Origin of the sequence: Streptomyces sp. NPDC003023 (assembly GCF_042888225.1) — a bacterium.
GTDB lineage: Bacteria > Actinomycetota > Actinomycetes > Streptomycetales > Streptomycetaceae > Streptomyces.
Map to the genome: position 1 here is coordinate 1 of NZ_JBIAPL010000007.1, position 18,019 is coordinate 18,019.

An 18,019-nucleotide genomic window follows, 5' to 3' on the forward strand; every position below is an offset into this window, starting at 1 on the left:
GCCCGGTTACATTCCGAACCCGGAAGCTAAGCCTTTCAGCGCCGATGGTACTGCAGGGGGGACCCTGTGGGAGAGTAGGACGCCGCCGAACAATCTTTCAGGACCCTTGGTCCAGCGTTCACGCTGGACCAAGGGTCCTTTTTGTTTTGCCGAGAATGACGAAGCGCGTCCGATGGCCGGCTGCGCGAGAATGACTGTGGTACCCGAAGACAGGAGTCACACCGATGTCCCCCAACTCTTCCGACGATCGTCCGGAACGCGAGCCGCGTCGCAGCGACGGTGGTGACAGGGGCGGCTTCCGCGGCGGTCGCGACGACAGGGACCGTGGTCCCCGTCGTGACAACGACCGTGGTGACCGTGGTGGCTTCCGTGGGGCCCGTGACGACCGTGGCGGTCGCCCTGGTGGCGGTGCCGGTCGTCCCGGCGGTGCCGGTGGTGGCGGTGGCTTCCGTCGCGACGACCGCGACAGGGATCGTGACCGTGGCCCCCGTCGTGAAGACGACCGCGGTGGATACCGCGGTCCTCGTGACGACCGTGGCGGCCGACCTGCCGGTGGTGGCGGTGGCTTCCGTCGCGACGACCGTCGCGACGACCGGGGCGGCAGCTTCCGACGTGACGACCGTCCCGGTGACCGGGGTGGATTCGGGCGCGGTGACAACGACCGTGGTGGATACCGTGGTCCTCGTGACGACCGTCGTGACGAGCGTCCGGGCGGCTTCCGTCGCGATGACCGTCGTGACGACCGGGGCGGTCGCCCCGGGGGTGGCGGTGGCTTCCGTCGTGACGATCGGTCGGGTCAGAGTGGTTTCCCGCGGCGTGATGACCGTCAGGGTGGGTTCCGCCGTGACGACGACCGTGGTGGATACCGCGGTCCGCGCGATGACCGTCGTGACGAGCGTCCGGGCGGCTTCCGCCGTGACGAGCGCCGTGATGACCGCCGGGATGAGCGCCCGGGTGGTTTCCGTCGCGACGACCGTCGTGACGACCGCCGTGAGGTTCGTCGTGACGACCGGTCCGGTCAGAGTGGTTTCCCGCGGCGTGATGACCGTCAGGGTGGGTTCCGCCGTGACGACGACCGTGGTGGATACCGCGGTCCGCGTGACGACCGTCGTGACGAGCGTCCGGGCGGCTTCCGCCGTGACGAGCGCCGTGATGACCGCCGGGATGAGCGCCCGGGTGGTTTCCGTCGCGACGAGCGCCGTGATGACCGCCGGGATGAGCGTCCCGGTGGTTTCCGTCGCGACGACCGGCGTGATGACCGCCGTGACGACCGGGGCGGTCGCCCCGGTGGCAGCGGTGGCGGCGGCAGCTTCCGACGTGACGACCGTTCCGGCGACCGCGGTGGTCCCGCCCGCCGTGACAACGACCGAGGCGGCTTCCGCGGCCCTCGCCGCGACGACCGTCCCGGTGACCGCGGTGGCTACCGCGGGTCCCGTGACGACCGTGGTGACCGGGGCGACCGTGGTGGCTACGGGCGGCGCGACGACCGGGACCGTCCCGATCGCGAGCCGATCAAGCGTCTGCCGATCCCGGACGACGTCACCGGCGACGAGATCGACAAGGACGTCCGCCAGGAGCTCCAGAGCCTGCCCAAGGGCCTCGCCGAGGACGTCTCCCGCAACCTGGTCATGGTCGCGAACCTGATCGACGAGGACCCTGAGCAGGCGTACGCGTACTCCCGTATCGCGCTGCGGCTCGCTTCTCGTGTCGCCGCCGTGCGCGAGGCCGCCGGCTTCGCCGCGTATGCGACGCAGAAGTACTCCGAGGCGCTGGCCGAGTTCCGCGCGGCCCGACGGATGACCGGCACGGTCGAGCTCTGGCCCGTCATGGCGGACTGCGAGCGCGGCCTGGGCCGCCCCGAGCGGGCGCTGGCGATGGCCGGCGAGCCCGAGGTTCAGAAGCTGGACAAGGCCGGCCAGGTCGAGATGCGTCTCGTGGCCGCCGGAGCGCGCAGGGACATGGGGCAGCTGGACGCGGCCATCGTGACCCTGCAGAGCCCGGAGTTGGCCTCCAGCTCCGTACAGCCCTGGACCGCTCGACTCCGGTACGCCTATGCCGACGCGCTGCTCGCCGCCGGTCGGGAGGACGAGGCCCGGGAGTGGTTCGCGAAGGCACTCGAGGCCGACAAGGACGGCGCCACCGACGCGTCCGACAGGCTCGCCGAGATGGACGGTGTCGAGTTCGTCGACGCCTTCCACGACGACGAGCAGGACGAGCAGAACGAGCACGGCCGGCACGACGGCGACGTGAAGACTGTCGACAGCGACAGCGACAGCGACAGCGACAGCGACAGCGAGGAGCCGGCGCCGGGTACGGACCGCTCCGACGACCAGTCGTAGCGGCTCGGCTGCACATGAGTGAGGGCGGCACCCGGTCAACGGGTGCCGCCCTCACTCGTTTTCGCTTCCGTCAGCCCTGCCGGTCCAGCGTGAGGCTCCTGAGCACCAGCCCCGTCGCCGGCTTGGGCCCGAACGACGTCGACTTGCGCGGCATGGTCACGCCCGCGAGCGCCAGGTCCCTGACCACCTCTTCCCGCACCGGGTGCATCAGCACCGCCGTGCCGCCGTCCCGCTCCGCCTTGGTGACCGCCGCCCGGGCATCGTGGATGTAGGCGATGTGTTCCGGAGCATCCGGAATCTGCCAGATGTGTTCCAGGAGAGTGGAGTGCAGCACCGTCGCGTCCAGCATGCGCCAGGCCTCCGGGCGGTCGTCCCGGACCGTGCGGCCGAGCAGCGCGGCGTCGGGCCGGTCGACGAGATGGAAGGTGCCGTCCCCGGCGAGGAGGAAGGCGTTGCTCTCGCCGGCCGCCTCGGCGAGGCGGTCGAGTGCCTGTGGCAGGGGCACGTCCAGCTGCCGGACCCGGAAGGAACCGGTCAGGGCCGCGAGAGCCTCCGAGGCCGGGAGGCGGTGCAGCACCCGGTGGATCGCCCGTACCTGCAGGGGATAGCGGGCGCTGTCGATGAGCAGGACCAGGCCGTAGTTCCAGGGGCCGGGCGCCCTGTGCTCCGCGCGGAGCCGCAGGTACGTGGCCCAGCGGTGGTGGCCGTCGGCGATCATCGCCTGACGTTGCGCCAGGTCACGTTGGACCTCGGCCAGTTCGGCCGCGTCCGTGACGCGCCACAGCCGGTGGCTGAAGCCGTCCTCCGTGGTGGTGGACAGCAGCGGTGCGCGTCGGATGGTGCGTTCGATGACGGCCGTCGTGCCGACGGCCTTGCCGGCGCTGCGGTACGTGAGAAGCAGCGGTTCCAGGTTCGCCGCGGTCGTGCGCATGAGGGCCGCGCGGTCGGCGACGACGTCGGGCATGACGTCCTCGTGCGGCAGGACGACGCCGTCGGACGGTTCGGAGAGTGCCAGCGCACCGATGACACCGCGCTGCAGGACATCGCCCTTGCGCTGCTCGTACACGTACAGGGCGGGCTCGTCGTCCGCCGCCAGGACGCCTTCCGTCAGCCAGCGCGTCAACGTCTGTGCGGCCTGGCTGTTGCGGTCCTCGGCGGCCGTCGCCTGGGGCAGGATCAGCCGCACGATGTTGTGCGGGTCCGCCGATTCCAGGTGGTGAAGTCCGTCGGGTCTGACGACGACGTCGTACGGCGGCGAGGTCACGGCGGCGAGGCTGCCCACCCGCTCCGGGACGTAGCGCAGTCCACGGAACGGGATCAGATGCAGACCGCCATTGGCCGCAGGACCTTCGTTGTTCATCAGTGCATCGTATGTGTACCTGGCGATGAGCGATGATCGGGGGAGCGTACCCGGGCACCGGGTACGGAGAGCGGTGAGGAGCGGAGACGGATGAGTCAGCAGGGCGCGAACCGGCCGAGTGCGAGCGCGAGGGCGCTGAGCGAGGCGTACGACACTGCCCTGCTCGACCTCGACGGGGTGGTGTACGCGGGCGGCGAGGCGATCGTGCACGCCGTCGAGTCGCTGGCGACGGCCCGGGCGCAGGGCATGCACCTGGCGTACGTCACGAACAACGCGCTGCGCACACCCGACGTGGTGGCCGGGCATCTGACCGAGCTCGGCATCCCGACGGAGGCCGGCGATGTGATCAACTCCGCGCAGGCGGTGGCCCGGTTGATCTCCGAACAGGTCCCGGCCGGCTCCCGTGTACTGGTCATCGGAGGCGAGGGGCTGAAGGTCGCGCTGCGCGAGCGGGGTCTCGAGCCGGTGGAGTCGGCGGACGACGATCCGGCGGCGGTCGTCCAGGGGTACGGGGGCCCCGACCTTGCCTGGGGGCGGTTCGCCGAGGCCTGTTACGCGATCGCGCGGGGTGTTCCGTGGTTCGCGTCCAACACCGACCTGACGATTCCGAGCGCCCGGGGCATCGCGCCCGGCAACGGCGCGGCGGTCGAGGTCGTACGGATCGCGACGGGCGCGGAGCCGCAGATCGCGGGCAAGCCGCTGCCGCCGATGCACAAGGAGACGATCCTCCGTACAGGGGCGGAGCGGCCGCTGGTCGTGGGTGACCGGCTGGACACCGACATCGAGGGCGCGTTCAACGGGGGTGTCGACTCGCTGCTCGTGCTGACCGGGGTGACGGACGCGGCACAACTGCTCGCGGCCGTGCCGCAGCACCGGCCGACCTACGTCGACGCGGATCTGCGGGGCATGCTGACGGGGCAGCCCGAAGTGGCGGAGTCGGACGGTGCGTTCCGCTGTGGCGGATGGACCGCCTCGGTGCGCGGCGAGGAGCTGGCGCTGGACGGCGAAGGCGAACCGCTGGACGGGCTGCGGGCGCTCTGCGGTGCCGCGTGGACGAACGGGGGCGACGGTGCCTGCACGCTCGACGCCGGGAAGGCCCTGGCCCGGCTGGGGTTGTGACCGGCTCGGTGGGCGGCGCCGCTTTGGGGGGTGGCGCAGGGCCTTGAGTTCTGGGGGGCCGGTCAGCCCGGCGGAAGCATCATGCGAGGGTAGGCTAACCTAACCGCGTGTTGGTCGACAGTCCCCCGAAACGGAGCGCGGAGTCCGAATCCGCACCCGCAACCCCCAAGCGTCACGCCCTGCGTGCCACCGGGCTGCTGGTGTCGTTCGTCATCCTGCTGCTGATCTGCGTCGCGAGCATCGCCGTCGGCGCCAAGGCGATTCCCGTGTCCGACGTGTGGGACGGACTGTTCCACAACACGGGCACCGGCAACGACGTGATCATCAGGGACGTCCGCGTACCGAGGACCCTGCTCGGGCTGATCGTCGGCGCGGCCCTCGGCGTCTCCGGCGCGGTCATGCAGGCGCTCACCCGCAACCCCCTGGCCGAACCCGGCCTGCTGGGTGTGAGCGCCGGAGCGTCGGCCGCCGTCGTCTCCGCGATCAGCTTCTTCGGCGTCACGTCGCTCACCGGCTACGTGTGGTTCGCCTTCCTGGGCGCGGCGGTGGTGTCCGCGGCCGTGTACGTCCTCGGCGGCAGCCGAGGCGCCACCCCCGTGCGACTAGCGCTCGCCGGCACGGCCGCGACCGCCGCGCTGTACGGCTACATCAACGCCGTCCAGCTCCTCGACGCGGCCGCCCTCGACCGGCTGCGCTTCTGGACGGTCGGCTCGCTCGCCTCCGCCGACATGGAGACCATCAGGAAGATCGTGCCGTTCGTCGCCGTCGGACTGGTGCTCTCCCTGCTGCTGGCCCGGCCGCTGAACGCGATGGAGATGGGCGACGACACCGCCCGCTCGCTGGGCGCGCACCTGACCCGCACCCGCATCCTGTCGATGGCCGCCATCACCCTGCTGTGCGGTGCGGCGACCGCCGCCTGCGGGCCGATCGTCTTCATCGGGCTGATGATCCCGCATGTGGTCCGTGCCCTCACCGGCCCCGACATGCGCTGGATCCTGCCGTACGCGGCGGTCCTCTCACCCGTGCTGCTGCTCGGCGCCGACGTCGTCGGCCGGGTCGTCACCCGCCCCTCCGAACTGCAGGTCGGCATCGTCACCGCGCTGATCGGCGGGCCGGTCTTCATCCAACTCGTACGCCGCAAGAGGATGGCCCAGTTGTGAAGGCCGTGAAAGCACTCCGCACGCCCGGCGGGCTCTCCGTACGGGTGGACTCCCGCGCGGCCGCGGTCGTCCTGCTGCTCGGCGCGGTCGCGGCGGCCGTCGCGGTCGTCCTCGTCGGCAGCGGCGACTTCCCCATGTCGTTCGGCGACGTGGTCAATACCTTCCTCGGAAACGGCACGGCGGCACAGGAGTTCATCGTCCAGGACGTGCGGCTGCCGCGAGTGCTGGTCGCGGTCCTCGTCGGCGCCTCCCTCGCGCTGAGCGGCGCCGTATTCCAGTCGCTGTCCCGCAACCCGCTCGGCAGCCCCGACGTCATCGGCTTCTCGCAGGGGTCCACCGTCGGCGCGCTCACCGTGATCGTGCTCTTCGGCGGCGGTTCACTCGCCGTGGCGGGCGGTGCGGTCGCCGGCGGAATCGTCACCGGCATCGCCGTCTACACCCTGGCGTGGAAGCGCGGGGTGCAGGGCTTCCGCTTGGTGCTCGTCGGCATCGGCGTCGCCGCCATGCTCACCGCGGTGATCCACTTCCTGATCACCAAGGCCAACCTGGTGGACGCCACCAGGGCGACGCTCTGGATGACCGGCTCGCTCGACGGACGCGACTGGGCGCAGGTGTGGCCGCTCGTCGGCATGTGCGTGGTCCTGATGCCGGTCGTGTTCGCGCACGGACGGCCGCTGCGGATGCTGGAGATGGGCGACGACGCGGCCTACGCCCTGGGCGTGCCCGTCGAACGCACCCGTGTCGTGCTCATGGGATCCGGCGTCCTGTTCATCGCGGTCGCCACGGCCGCCGCCGGGCCCATCGCCTTCGTGGCGCTCAGCGCGCCGCAGCTGGCACGCCGCCTCACCCGCTCGCCGGGACCGAACCTGGCCGCGGCCGCCCTCATGGGCGCGGCGCTGCTCCTCGTCGCGGACTGGATCGCCACCAACGCCTTCGGCGACCGGATGCTGCCGGTCGGCGTCGTCACGGCGGTGCTCGGCGGCGGCTACCTGCTCTGGCTGCTCGTCACCGAGCGCAAGGCGGGCCGGATATGACGCCGACGCCCTTCGCCACCTCTACCGCAGGCCCGAAGACACAGGATCCCAGGAGTACGACGACGATGCAGCGACAGCGCCTCACCGCGGAATCGGTCACCCTCGGCTACGACCAGCGGGTCATCGCCGAGGACCTGTCGGTGGAGATACCCGACAACTCCTTCACCGTGATCGTCGGCCCGAACGCGTGCGGCAAGTCCACACTGCTGCGCGCGCTTTCCCGGATGCTCAAGCCGGCACAGGGGCAGGTCCTGCTGGACGGGCAGGCCATCCACTCGCTGCCGGCGAAGAAGGTCGCGCGGACGCTGGGCCTGCTGCCGCAGTCGTCCGTCGCCCCCGACGGGATCACCGTCGCCGACCTGGTGGCACGCGGGCGCTACCCGCACCAGGGCCTGTTGCGCCAGTGGTCGCCGAAGGACGAGCGGATCGTCGAGGAGTCGATGGCCGCGACACGGGTCGGTGAACTGGCGGACCGTTACGTGGACGAACTGTCCGGCGGTCAGCGTCAGCGGGTCTGGATCGCGATGGCGCTCGCGCAGCAGACGCCGCTGCTGCTGCTCGACGAGCCGACGACGTTCCTCGACATCCAGCACCAGCTCGAGGTCCTCGACCTGTGCGCGGAACTGCACGAGGCGCAGGGGCGCACGCTCGTCGCCGTTCTCCACGACCTCAACCAGGCCGCGCGCTACGCCACGCACCTCGTCGCGCTGCGGGAGGGAAAGGTGGTGGCCGAGGGGCCGCCGGCCGAGGTGGTCACGGCGGAGCTGGTGGAGGAGGTCTTCGGGGTCAGGAGCCGGATCATCGACGACCCGGAGTCCGGGACGCCGCTGGTGGTTCCGGCGTCGTCTCGGAGGGGGAGCGGGGTGCGGGTCGGGTGAGGTACCCGTACTCCCGCGCCTCGATCGCGGGCGGGCCCTGTCCACGTTCGCGCAGTCGTCCCGTCAGAGCAGCGCACGCAGGCGGATGAGGTCCCGGAAGCCGGCCTCCAGGCGGACCCGGCCCGCCGCCCACGCCTTCGCGAAGTGCAGCGATCCGTCCACCATCGACAGCAGGTCGTCGCCCGCCATCGCCAGACGGATCTGGGCCTTCTGGGAAGGCGGCCCCTGCGCGGTGTCGGTCACCTCGATCCGGCCGTTCGCCAGTCGGCCGCTGAACGTGACGTCCAGGTCCGTGATGTGGCAGCTGAGGGAACGGTCGAGGGCGGCAGCGCTCCGTACGTCGCCGTCCGCCTTCGCCAGATTGTCCGAGAGTCTGTCGAGCGCGCTGCGGCACTCCTGCGTGGTGGCCATCGCCAGCGACGGTACCGCAGGCCGTCACGGTAGCGTCTTGGCATGAGCGACTCGATGCCCCGGGGCCCGGAGCCGGCGGAGACCGACGCCGCGCGGGGTGCCGCGCAGGACTCCGTGCGGGATGCCGCGCAGGAATCCGTGCCGCCTTCCGCGACTGCCTCCGCGCCGCAACCCGCGGCCGCCACCCCCGACACCCCCGCCGCTCCCGCACCCCTCGGCGTACCGCGCGTGCCCACCGGTGACGCCGGGGTCGACGCGCTGCTCGAGCGGCTGGCCGATGCCGACCACCTCGCCGCTGACGGACACCTCGAGGTGTACGAGGATGTACACCGGGGGCTCAGGGACGCGCTGACCGCGCTGGACACCCGCCCGGGGCCCCGTCCGGAATCGCACAACCACAGGAGCTGAACCGAACGTGGCACGAGTGGCCCGTCTTCGACTCGACGCGGAGCTGGTACGCCGGGAACTCGCGCGCTCGCGCGAGCACGCGAGCCAGCTGATCGCCGCGGGCCGGGTGACGGTCGGCGGCACGGTGGCGACCAAACCCGCCACCCAGGTCGAGAAGGCCGCCGCCATCGTCGTCGCGGCCGACGACAGCGACCCCGACTACGTCTCGCGGGGCGGGCACAAACTCGCCGGCGCGCTGGCCGCCTTCGTACCGCTGGGGCTGCGGGTCGAGGGGCGGCGTGCCCTGGACGCTGGGGCGTCGACCGGCGGATTCACCGACGTGCTGCTGCGTTCCGGAGCGGCGCACGTCGTCGCCGTGGACGTCGGGTACGGACAGCTCGCATGGTCCCTGCAGAGCGATGAACGCGTCACCGTCAAGGACCGTACCAACGTGCGTGAAATGACGTTGGAGACGATCGACGGAGTGCCGGTGGACATTGTGGTGGGGGACCTCTCCTTCATCCCGCTCGGGCTCGTGCTGCCCGCGCTGGTCCGCTGCAGCGCACCCGACGCGGATCTCGTGCTGATGGTCAAGCCGCAGTTCGAGGTCGGCAAGGAGCGCCTGGGCAGCGGCGGAGTGGTGCGCAGCCCCGAACTGCGGGCCGAAGCGGTACGGGCGGTGGCACAACGGGCGGCCAAGCTCGGGCTCGGAGTGCGGGGCGTCACTGCCAGCCCTCTACCGGGACCCTCGGGGAACGTCGAATACTTTCTCTGGCTCCGGGCGGATGCGCCCGAGCTCGATCCTGCGGACGTCGACCGTGCAGTGGCGGAGGGACCTCGTTGACCACAACTTCAGAGCCGGCAGCAGCACGCACTGTCTTCCTGCTCGCGCACACCGGGCGGCCGGCGGCGATCCGCAGTGCGGAGCTGGTCGTCCTAGGGCTGCTGCGCCACGGCATCGGTGTACGCGTGCTGGAGGCGGAGGCGGAGGACCTGCCGCTGCCCGCCTCCGTCGAGACCGTCGCAGAGGCGACCCCTGAGGTACTGGACGGCTGTGAGCTGCTCATCGTGCTCGGCGGCGACGGCACACTCCTGCGCGGCGCCGAGTTCGCCCGCGCCTCGGGCGTACCGATGCTCGGCGTCAACCTGGGCCGGGTGGGCTTCCTCGCGGAGGCGGAGCGCGACGACCTCGACCGGGTGGTCGACCGGGTCGTGTCCCGTGCCTACGACGTCGAGGAGCGCATGACGCTCGATGTCGTCGTGCACAGCAACGGCGACATCGTGCATCGCGACTGGGCGCTGAACGAGGCGGCCGTCCAGAAGGTCTCCGCCGAGCGGATGCTGGAGGTCGTCCTCGAGATCGACGGCCGTCCCGTGACCGGCTTCGGCTGCGACGGGATCGTCTGCGCCACGCCGACGGGCTCGACCGCGTACGCCTTCTCGGCCGGCGGCCCCGTCGTCTGGCCCGAGGTGGAAGCGCTCCTCATGGTGCCGATCAGCGCACACGCCCTGTTCGCGAAGCCGCTGGTGACCTCCCCGAAGTCGACACTGGCGGTCGAGGTCCAGCCGAACACCCCGCACGGGGTGCTGTGGTGCGACGGGCGCAGAACCGTCGAACTGCCGTCGGGCGCAAGGGTGGTGGTGCGGCGCGGTGCCGTGCCCGTACGGCTCGCCAGGCTGCACCACGCCTCGTTCACGGACCGGCTGGTCGCTAAATTCGCCCTGCCGGTTTCCGGCTGGCGCGGGGCCCCGCACTGAGCCGTTCCGTCCCGGGAGAGTGAATCGGAGGCCGGGGCCCGTCGCACACCGGGGGGCGGACCTCGTATGGTCGTGTCCGTGTTGGAGGAGATGCGGATACGGTCACTCGGGGTCATCGACGACGCTGTTGTCGAGCTGTCACCCGGATTCACGGCGGTGACCGGCGAGACGGGCGCCGGTAAGACGATGGTCGTCACCAGCCTCGGGCTGCTGCTCGGCGGGCGTGCCGACCCCGCTCTGGTGCGGATCGGCGCGAAGGCGGCCGTGGTGGAGGGGCGGGTCAGCGTCCCCGCCGACGCCCCCGCCGCGCTGCGCGCGCAGGAGGCGGGCGCCGAGCTCGACGACGGCACGCTCCTGATCAGCCGTACCGTTTCCGCCGAGGGACGCTCCCGCGCCCACCTCGGGGGACGCTCCGTGCCGGTCGGCACGCTGGCCGAGCTCGCCGACGAGCTCGTCGCCGTGCACGGCCAGACCGACCAGCAGGGCCTGCTGCGCCCCGCCCGGCAGCGCGAGGCCCTCGACCGGTACGCGGGCGACGCCGTCAGCGGCGCGCACGCCAAATACGCGGCCGCCTACCGGCGCCTGCGTGCCGCCGGCGCGGAACTCGACGAGCTGACCACGCGCGCTCGTGAACGCGCCCAGGAGGCGGACCTGCTGCGCTTCGGCCTGAACGAGGTCGCCGGTGTGGAGCCGCGGGCCGGTGAGGACGTCGAGCTCGCCGCGGAGGCGGAGCGGCTCGGGCACGCGGAGGCGCTCGCGTCCGCCGCGTCCGTCGCCCATGCCGCCCTCGCGGGCAACCCGGAGGACCCGGAGGTCGTCGACGCCACGACACTCGTCGCCGGCGCGGGACGGGCACTGGAGGCCGTACGGTCCCACGACCCGGCGCTGGCGGCGCTCGCCGACCGGATCGGCGAGATCTCGATCCTGCTCGGCGACGTGGCCGGCGAGCTCGCCGGATACGCCGACAACCTGGACGCCGATCCGCTGCGGCTCGCCGCCGTGGAGGAGCGGCGGGCCGCGCTGACACAGCTCACCCGGAAGTACGGAGCGGACATCGCCGCCGTGCTCGCCTGGGCGGAGGACGGCGCCGCCCGTCTCACCGAACTGGACAACGACGACGACCGCATCGGCGAGCTGACCGCGGAACGGGACGCGCTGCGCCGTGAACTTTCCGGGCTCGCCCAGGCATTGACGGACGCCCGCACGGAAGCGGCGGCACGTTTCGCCGAGGCGGTGACGGCGGAGCTCGCCTCCCTCGCGATGCCGCACGCCCGGGTGTCGTTCGAGATCCGGCAGACGGAGTCCGCCGACGAGGCTTCGGGTGTCGAGGTCGGCGGCCGGTCCGTGGCGTACGGCCCCTCCGGCGTCGACGAGGTCGAACTGCTCCTCGCCCCGCACCCCGGAGCCCCGCCCCGGCCGATCGCCAAGGGGGCCTCGGGCGGTGAACTGTCCCGGGTGATGCTCGCCGTGGAGGTCGTCTTCGCGGGCACCGACCCGGTGCCGACGTACCTCTTCGACGAGGTCGACGCGGGCGTGGGAGGCAAGGCGGCCGTCGAGATCGGTCGCCGGCTCGCCAAACTGGCCAAGTCGGCACAGGTGGTGGTGGTGACCCACCTGCCCCAGGTCGCCGCGTTCGCGGACCGGCAGCTGCTGGTGGAGAAGACCAACGACGGCACGGTCACCAGGAGCGGCGTCACGGTCCTCGAGGGCGAGGACCGGGTACGGGAGCTGTCGCGGATGCTGGCCGGTCAGGAGAACTCCGAGACCGCCCGCGCCCACGCGGAGGAACTCCTGGCGACAGCACGCGCGGACGGCTAGGGCCCCTCGTTCGGGTCTTGCCGGGCTCGCGTGCCCTGGCATCGCACCTCCCGCGGCCTTCGGCGCGGGAGGTGCCTCCCACACCGCGTTGTCGTCGGTCGCCGACTCCTCCGTAGCCCTCCGCGCGCAAGGGAGGTGACCCCTCCATGTGGGCTCCTTGCTAAGCCTTGCGACGCACGGCACCAGCCCCCTACGGGGGACCACTCACGGATCCGGCCTGATCCCGACGAAGGACCCTGGGTCGCTGCCCCGGACCGACCGGAAATCACCTATGTGGGTGATCCGGTCGACCGGACCGGCCGCCGTACACAGGCACGACACCCGGACGGTGCCGGAACGTCCGTACGGACTGGCATCCTTGGCGAGTGACACAGCTGCGTACGGTCCAAGTGCTTGGCGGCACAAGTGCGGGCAGCAGCGCGCACGTCAGGTCACTGGCCGCAGGGCTCACGGCGCGCGGTGTGGGGGTGACGGTGTGCGCTCCCGCCGGGACCGACCACGCCTACGACTTCCAGGGCGCGGGCGCCCACTTCGTGCCCGTCCCCCGCCGGAGCGACCCGGCGGCGGTCGGCGCACTGCGGGCGGCATGTGCCGAGGCGGACGTGGTCCACGCACACGGACTGAACGCCGCCGTACGCGCCTCGCTCGCCCTCGGCGGGCTGCGCCCCCACCCTCCGCTCGTCGTCACCTGGCACACCCGGGCCCACGACGCGGGCGGCGCGCGGGCGGCGGTCATCCGGCTGCTGGAGCGCAGAGCGGCGCGCGCGGCGGCGGTCGTCCTCGGCACATGCTCGGAACTGGTCGACCGGGCGCGTGCGTGCGGCGCCCGCGACGCCAGGCTCGCTCCGGTGGCGACGCCCCTGGCGTCCCAGGAGGTGCCCGCCGGGGACGGGAAGCTCCGCGCCGAACTCGGCGTCGTCGGGCGCCCGCTGCTGGTGGCTGTCGGCGCGCTCGGGCGGAACCGGGGCCACGGGACCCTCCTCGACGCCGCCGGTGCCTGGCGCCGCCTCGATCCGGAGCCGCTGCTGATGATCGCGGGGGAGGGGCCGGAGCGGGCGAGGCTCCGGCGCCGCATCACGGACGAGGACCTGCCGGTCGTGCTGCTGGGCCGCCGCGACGACGTCCCCGAGCTGCTGGCCACGGCGGACGTCGCCGTGTTGCCCTCCCGCTGGGAGGGGCGCGCCCTGTTCGCCCAGGAGGCACTGCGGCTTGGCGTGCCGCTGGTCGCGACGGCGGTCGGTGGTACGCCGGAACTCGTCGGCGAGGCGGCCGAGTTGGTGCCCGTCGGTGACTCCGTCGCGCTGGCGGCGGCGGTGGCGCGGCTGCTGTCGGACCCGGAGCGGCGGGAGCGGCTGTCGGAGGCGGGCCGGGCGCAGGCGCGGACGTGGCCGACGGAGGACGAGACGGTGGTGCAGGTTCTGAGCGTGTACGACGAGCTGGCGGCGCGTCCGTAGCCGCGGCGCTGTTCCCCACCCCGCCCCTTTCCCGAAACCGGGGGCATGCCCCGGGCCCCGTGCCGCCTCGGCGGGCCCGTTGCCGCCGTGCGGGCCGGGCCGTTGTCCCACCCTGTCGCGCGGTGGCCTCAATCGCCCCTACGGCCCGGCGGCCGTGGGTGGGGGTGCCTCGTGTGCCGTCAGGCGTAGGGGGTGCCTGCGGGCGGGTTGGATTTCGCTTTGCGGGGTCGGTCCGAGGGGTGGGGGCTCGTCCAGTCTGGTCGGTGTTCGGGGCGTGGGGTCTGGGTGGGGGTGCCTCGTGTGCCGTCAGGCGTAGGGGGTGCCTGCGGGCGGGTTGGATTTCGCTTTGCGGGGTCGGTCCGAGGGGTGGGGGCTCATCCAGCCTCGCCGGCGTTTGAGGCGCGGGGTCCGGGGGCGGAGCCCCCGAAACACCGCGCGGAGCGCGGTACCGGGTCCGGCGGACCGCACATCGGTACAGGGGGAAGGGGCGGGGAGGGGAACACGTCCGCCGCAGGCGCCACCCCGTCGCGCCCGCGCGTCAGCGCGTGTGGCGGCGGGCCCGGAGCGCCACGCTGAGCGCGAGTACCGTCTCCGGGTCCTCGAGGTCCGTTCCCAGCAGCTCCCCGATCCGCGCCAGCCGGTTGTAGAGCGTCTGCCGGTTCAGATGCAGTTCCCGTGCCGTCTCCGCCTTGCGGCCCGCGTGGGCCAGGTAGGTCTCGAGCGTGGGCAGCAACGGCGGGCGGGACGCCGCGTCGTGGGCCCGCAGGGGCCCGATCGCCCGGTCGACGAACGCCGCCAGGTCCGGGTGCTCCCGCAGCCGCCACAGCAGCAGGTCGATGTCGAGGCGGCGTGCGTCGTACCAGGGCCGGTCACTCAAACCACGCGCGGCCGTCGCCGTCTCCGCCGCGTGCCGCAGCGCCGCGCTCGCCGCGGCCCAGCCGCCCGCCGTCGCGACCACGACCACCGGCGGATGCGCACCCGCGCGTTCCAGCCCCGCCCGGGCCACGCCGGTGCGCAGCGCCTGCGCCACCCGGTCCGCGACTTCGGTGCGGTCGGACTCCGCGCGCAGGCCGACGAGGAGCGGCACCCGGCCCTCGACCGGCCGTACGCCCAGCAGGACGGGTACTCCGAGGGACGACAGCTCCTCGGACACGGCGCGCGCGAGTACGGCCCAGTTGCCGGTGGGTGTGAGTTCGGCGGCGAGTCGCATGACCACCGGCAGCAGCGGCCCCGAGCCGGGCCTGAAGCCGAGGACCCGCGCCTGGGCGGGCGCGTCGTCCGGCGCGATGCGGCCCTCTGCCAGGTCGGTCAGGAAGTCACCGCGCCCGCGGGCCGCGAGCTCCTCCTCCTGGCGGGCCTGCATCAGGACCACGGCGAGGATGCCCGCCGCGCGCTCCGCGGCGATCCGGTGCACGGGCAGCAGAGGGGACGAGACGGCCAGCAGCACGAGCCGGGCACGCACCGCGCCGGCGCCGCGGCCGCCGCCCGGTACGTCGATCAGGACGGCGTTCGCCGGAGGTCCGAATGGCCGGCCGCCGCGCAGGCCCTCCCACACCTGGAGAGGGTCCGCGGGCGCGGGCCCGGCGCCCGGCAGGTCGGCGGCGTACAGGAGTTGCCCGTCGGGGGTTTCGAGGAACACCGGGTCGCCGGTGAAGGACGCCAGGATCCCGAGCACCTCCGGGACGCCGCCCCCGCCGAGGAGGGCCTCGGTGCAGCGGCGGTGCACCTCCTCCGCCTGCTGGAGCAGCGCGTAGTGGCCGTTGACGATCTCGGTGTGGATCTCCTCGGTCACCGCCACGAACGGCACCTCGCGGTGCAGTTGGACCAGTGGCAGCCCGGCCGTCCGCGCGGCCTCCACGATCGCGGTTGGCAGCCGGGAGAAGCGGGGCCCCAGCTCGACGACGAGCGCGGCGATGCCGCGTTCGGCGAGCCGGTGGACGAAGGCGCGCTGCTGCGCCGGGCGGGTGCCGAGACCGAGACCGGTCGTCAGCAGCAGCTCCCCGCCCTTGAGCAGCGAGGCGATGTTCGGCACCTCGCCGGCGTGCACCCAGCGCACCGTCCGTTCGAGCCGGTCCGCCCCCGCGAGCACCTCGGGGAGTCCGCCGCGGAGCCCGGGCAGCTCGAGCGCCCGCCGCACGGTGATGCCGCCCTGCGTTTCCATGGCTCAGGACGCTACCGGCGTGGCAGTTCCAAGGACAACCACGGTCACGCCTTAGCCGCCGTAGGCTCCGGACGCGGTCAGGCGCAGTGCCGTGTCGATCAGGGGAACATGGCTGAACGCCTGCGGGAAGTTGCCCACCTGCCGCTGGAGTCTCGGGTCCCACTCCTCCGCGAGCAGGCCGAGATCGTTGCGCAGCGACAGCAGCTTCTCGAACAGCTGCCGGGCCTCGTCCACCCGCCCGATCATCGCCAGGTCGTCCGCCATCCAGAACGAACACGCGAGGAACGCGCCCTCGTCGCCCGGCAGACCGTCGACGCCCTCGTCCGCGCCCTCCGTCGGGTACCGGAGGATGAAGCCGTCGTCGGTGGACAGCTCGCGCTGGATCGCCTCGATCGTGCCGATGACCCGCTTGTCGTCGGGCGGCAGGAAGCCCATCTGCGGGATGAGCAGCAACGACGCGTCCAGCTCCTTCGAGCCGTACGACTGGGTGAAGGTGTTGCGCTCCGGGTCGTATCCCTTTTCGCAGACGTCGCGGTGGATCTCGTCGCGCAGGTCGCGCCAGCGGTCCAGCGGCCCGTCCGCGTCGCCGGACTCGATCAGCTTGATCGTCCGGTCGACCGCGACCCACGCCATCACCTTGGAGTGCACGAAGTGCCGGCGCGGTCCGCGGACCTCCCAGATGCCCTCGTCGGGCTGGTTCCAGTGGTTCTCCAGGTAGCGGATCAGCTTCAGCTGCAGAAGCGACGCGTAGTCGTTGCGCGCCAGGCCCGTCATGTGCGCCAGGTGCAGGGCCTCCGTGACCTCGCCGTACACGTCGAGCTGCAGCTGGTGGGCGGCGCCGTTGCCGACGCGCACCGGGCCCGAGTTCTCGTAGCCCGGCAGCCAGTCGAGCTCCGCCTCGCCGAGCTCGCGCTCGCCGGCGATGCCGTACATGATCTGCAGGTTCTCCGGGTCGCCGGCGACCGCCCGCAGCAGCCACTCGCGCCAGGCGCGGGCCTCCTCGCGGTATCCGGTGCGCAGCAGGGAGGAGAGGGTGATCGCCGCGTCGCGCAGCCAGGTGTAGCGGTAGTCCCAGTTGCGGACGCCGCCGATCTCCTCCGGGAGGGAGGTGGTCGGCGCGGCGACGATGCCGCCGGTCGGGGCGTACGTCAGGGCCTTCAGCGTGATCAGTGAGCGGACCACGGCCTCGCGGTACGGGCCGTGGTACGTGCAGTGGTCGACCCACTCGCGCCAGAACTCGGCGGTGGCCTCCAGCGAGCCCTCCGGGTCCGGCAGGGCCGGCGGCTTCTTGTGGGAGGGCTGCCAGCTGAGGGTGAACGTGATCCGGTCACCGGGGCCGACGGTGAAGTCGGAGTAGGTCGTGAGGTCCTTGCCGTAGGTGTCGGTGTCCGCGTCGAGCCACACCGAATCGGGGCCGGCGACGCCGACCGTGCGGTTGTCGACCCGGTGGACCCACGGCACGATCCGTCCGTAGCTGAAGCGCATCCGCAGGGCGGACCGCATCGGCACCCGGCCGGAGACACCCTCGACGATCCGGATCACCTGCGGCGCGCCGTCACGCGGCGGCATGAAATCGGTCACGCGCACCGTGCCACGAGGCGTGTCCCACTCGGATTCGAGGATCAGGGAGTCGCCCCGGTAGTTGCGGCGGGTCGCGACCGGCGCCTGGTTGTGCGAGCCGTACGCGGGCCCGAGCCGCCAGAAGCCGTGCTCCTCCGTGCCGAGCAGACCGGCGAAGATGGCCTGTGAGTCGAAGCGCGGCAGGCACAGCCAGTCCACCGTGCCGTCCCGGCAGACCAGTGCTGCGGTCTGCATGTCTCCGATGAGTGCGTAATCCTCGATGCGCCCGGCCACGTGCATCTCCAGTCGAACGGCCATGTCCGCCCCGCGGGGCGCTTGCTGCGGTTTTCTGCGGTTCTTGCGGTCCAGGGTCGTCGACGAGCCGCGGCTACCCCAAAAACACCACGCGGGAGGCGTTGCCACTTGCCTGGTGGGGGTGCCGTGCTCCGGGTGATACGGCCTGGGGATGGAGACCGTTCACAGGCCGGCTCGGCAGCGAGTGTCCGAGCAGGATACGACGCACGTCGGCGATCTGTGTGAGTGTCCTGGCAACACATGTGCCCCGAACGGGTGAGCGGCA

The 18,019-nt window shown here is 72.4% G+C and carries 15 protein-coding genes and 1 rRNA gene; 12 read left to right on the forward strand and 4 right to left on the reverse strand.

Translation table 11 applies throughout. The features are described 5' to 3' along the window. The 3 genes from rrf to ACFYV1_RS22460 all read left to right on the forward strand — a co-directional run. Nucleotides 1-91, forward strand: a 5S ribosomal RNA gene (gene rrf / locus ACFYV1_RS22450); the annotation flags it as partial. A gap of 245 nt (nucleotides 92-336) precedes the next feature. Continuing rightward, nucleotides 337-1,644, forward strand: coding sequence for a hypothetical protein (locus tag ACFYV1_RS22455; RefSeq protein ID WP_389397310.1), 1,308 nt, complete (start codon nucleotides 337-339; stop codon nucleotides 1,642-1,644). Continuing rightward, nucleotides 1,629-2,339, forward strand: coding sequence for a tetratricopeptide repeat protein (locus ACFYV1_RS22460; RefSeq protein WP_389397311.1), 711 nt, complete (start codon nucleotides 1,629-1,631; stop codon nucleotides 2,337-2,339). The genes ACFYV1_RS22455 and ACFYV1_RS22460 overlap by 16 nt, the downstream gene beginning before the upstream one ends. A 70-nt stretch (nucleotides 2,340-2,409) precedes the next feature. On the opposite strand, the gene ACFYV1_RS22465 is transcribed toward ACFYV1_RS22460, so the two are convergent. Continuing rightward, nucleotides 2,410-3,699, reverse strand: a complete 1,290-nt coding sequence (locus ACFYV1_RS22465) for a DUF1015 domain-containing protein (protein WP_389397312.1) — start codon at nucleotides 3,697-3,699, stop codon at nucleotides 2,410-2,412. A gap of 90 nt (nucleotides 3,700-3,789) precedes the next feature. Here ACFYV1_RS22465 and ACFYV1_RS22470 point away from each other — a divergent pair, with 90 nt between their 5' ends. The 4 genes from ACFYV1_RS22470 to ACFYV1_RS22485 all read left to right on the forward strand — a co-directional run bounded on the left by ACFYV1_RS22470 (nucleotide 3,790) and on the right by ACFYV1_RS22485 (nucleotide 7,890). Continuing rightward, nucleotides 3,790-4,818 (forward strand): HAD hydrolase-like protein, encoded by a 1,029-nt coding sequence (locus ACFYV1_RS22470; RefSeq protein ID WP_389397313.1) that lies wholly within the window; start codon nucleotides 3,790-3,792, stop codon nucleotides 4,816-4,818. A gap of 107 nt (nucleotides 4,819-4,925) precedes the next feature. Further along, complete coding sequence (locus ACFYV1_RS22475; protein WP_389397314.1) at nucleotides 4,926-5,978, forward strand: FecCD family ABC transporter permease; 1,053 nt, start codon at nucleotides 4,926-4,928, stop codon at nucleotides 5,976-5,978. Next, nucleotides 5,975-7,012 (forward strand): FecCD family ABC transporter permease, encoded by a 1,038-nt coding sequence (locus ACFYV1_RS22480; RefSeq protein ID WP_389397315.1) that lies wholly within the window; start codon nucleotides 5,975-5,977, stop codon nucleotides 7,010-7,012. The genes ACFYV1_RS22475 and ACFYV1_RS22480 overlap by 4 nt, the downstream gene beginning before the upstream one ends. Continuing rightward, a complete protein-coding gene (locus tag ACFYV1_RS22485; RefSeq protein WP_389397316.1) occupies nucleotides 7,009-7,890 on the forward strand; it encodes an ABC transporter ATP-binding protein in 882 nt (293 codons plus the stop codon). Before ACFYV1_RS22480 ends, ACFYV1_RS22485 begins: the two co-directional genes overlap by 4 nt. Before the next feature lie 63 nt (nucleotides 7,891-7,953). Here ACFYV1_RS22485 and ACFYV1_RS22490 read toward each other — a convergent pair whose 3' ends face one another. Next, complete coding sequence (locus ACFYV1_RS22490; protein WP_389397317.1) at nucleotides 7,954-8,301, reverse strand: SCP2 sterol-binding domain-containing protein; 348 nt, start codon at nucleotides 8,299-8,301, stop codon at nucleotides 7,954-7,956. 42 nt (nucleotides 8,302-8,343) lie between these two features. Here ACFYV1_RS22490 and ACFYV1_RS22495 point away from each other — a divergent pair, with 42 nt between their 5' ends. The 5 genes from ACFYV1_RS22495 (at nucleotide 8,344) to ACFYV1_RS22515 (ending at nucleotide 13,718) form a co-directional block, all read left to right on the forward strand. After that, nucleotides 8,344-8,709 carry a hypothetical protein gene (locus ACFYV1_RS22495; protein ID WP_389397318.1) on the forward strand — a complete coding sequence of 122 codons (366 nt, stop codon included), beginning with the start codon at nucleotides 8,344-8,346 and terminating at the stop codon, nucleotides 8,707-8,709. A 7-nt stretch (nucleotides 8,710-8,716) separates the two neighbouring features. Further along, complete coding sequence (locus ACFYV1_RS22500; RefSeq protein ID WP_389397319.1) at nucleotides 8,717-9,532, forward strand: TlyA family RNA methyltransferase; 816 nt, start codon at nucleotides 8,717-8,719, stop codon at nucleotides 9,530-9,532. Beyond that, on the forward strand, nucleotides 9,529-10,446 hold the full coding sequence (locus ACFYV1_RS22505) for an NAD kinase (RefSeq protein WP_389397320.1): 918 nt from the start codon (nucleotides 9,529-9,531) through the stop codon (nucleotides 10,444-10,446). Before ACFYV1_RS22500 ends, ACFYV1_RS22505 begins: the two co-directional genes overlap by 4 nt. A 90-nt stretch (nucleotides 10,447-10,536) precedes the next feature. Beyond that, nucleotides 10,537-12,264, forward strand: coding sequence for a DNA repair protein RecN (gene recN / locus ACFYV1_RS22510; protein WP_389397692.1), 1,728 nt, complete (start codon nucleotides 10,537-10,539; stop codon nucleotides 12,262-12,264). A gap of 365 nt (nucleotides 12,265-12,629) precedes the next feature. Continuing rightward, on the forward strand, nucleotides 12,630-13,718 hold the full coding sequence (locus ACFYV1_RS22515) for a glycosyltransferase family 4 protein (protein WP_389397321.1): 1,089 nt from the start codon (nucleotides 12,630-12,632) through the stop codon (nucleotides 13,716-13,718). Between the two features lie 538 nt (nucleotides 13,719-14,256). Here the strand turns inward: ACFYV1_RS22515 and ACFYV1_RS22520 are convergent. Together ACFYV1_RS22520 and ACFYV1_RS22525 are read right to left on the reverse strand one after the other, a co-directional pair. Next, complete coding sequence (locus tag ACFYV1_RS22520) at nucleotides 14,257-15,879, reverse strand: PucR family transcriptional regulator (protein ID WP_389397322.1); 1,623 nt, start codon at nucleotides 15,877-15,879, stop codon at nucleotides 14,257-14,259. Between the two features lie 51 nt (nucleotides 15,880-15,930). After that, nucleotides 15,931-17,757, reverse strand: coding sequence for a glycoside hydrolase family 15 protein (locus tag ACFYV1_RS22525; RefSeq protein WP_389397323.1), 1,827 nt, complete (start codon nucleotides 17,755-17,757; stop codon nucleotides 15,931-15,933). Between the last annotated feature and the right edge of the window lie 262 nt (nucleotides 17,758-18,019).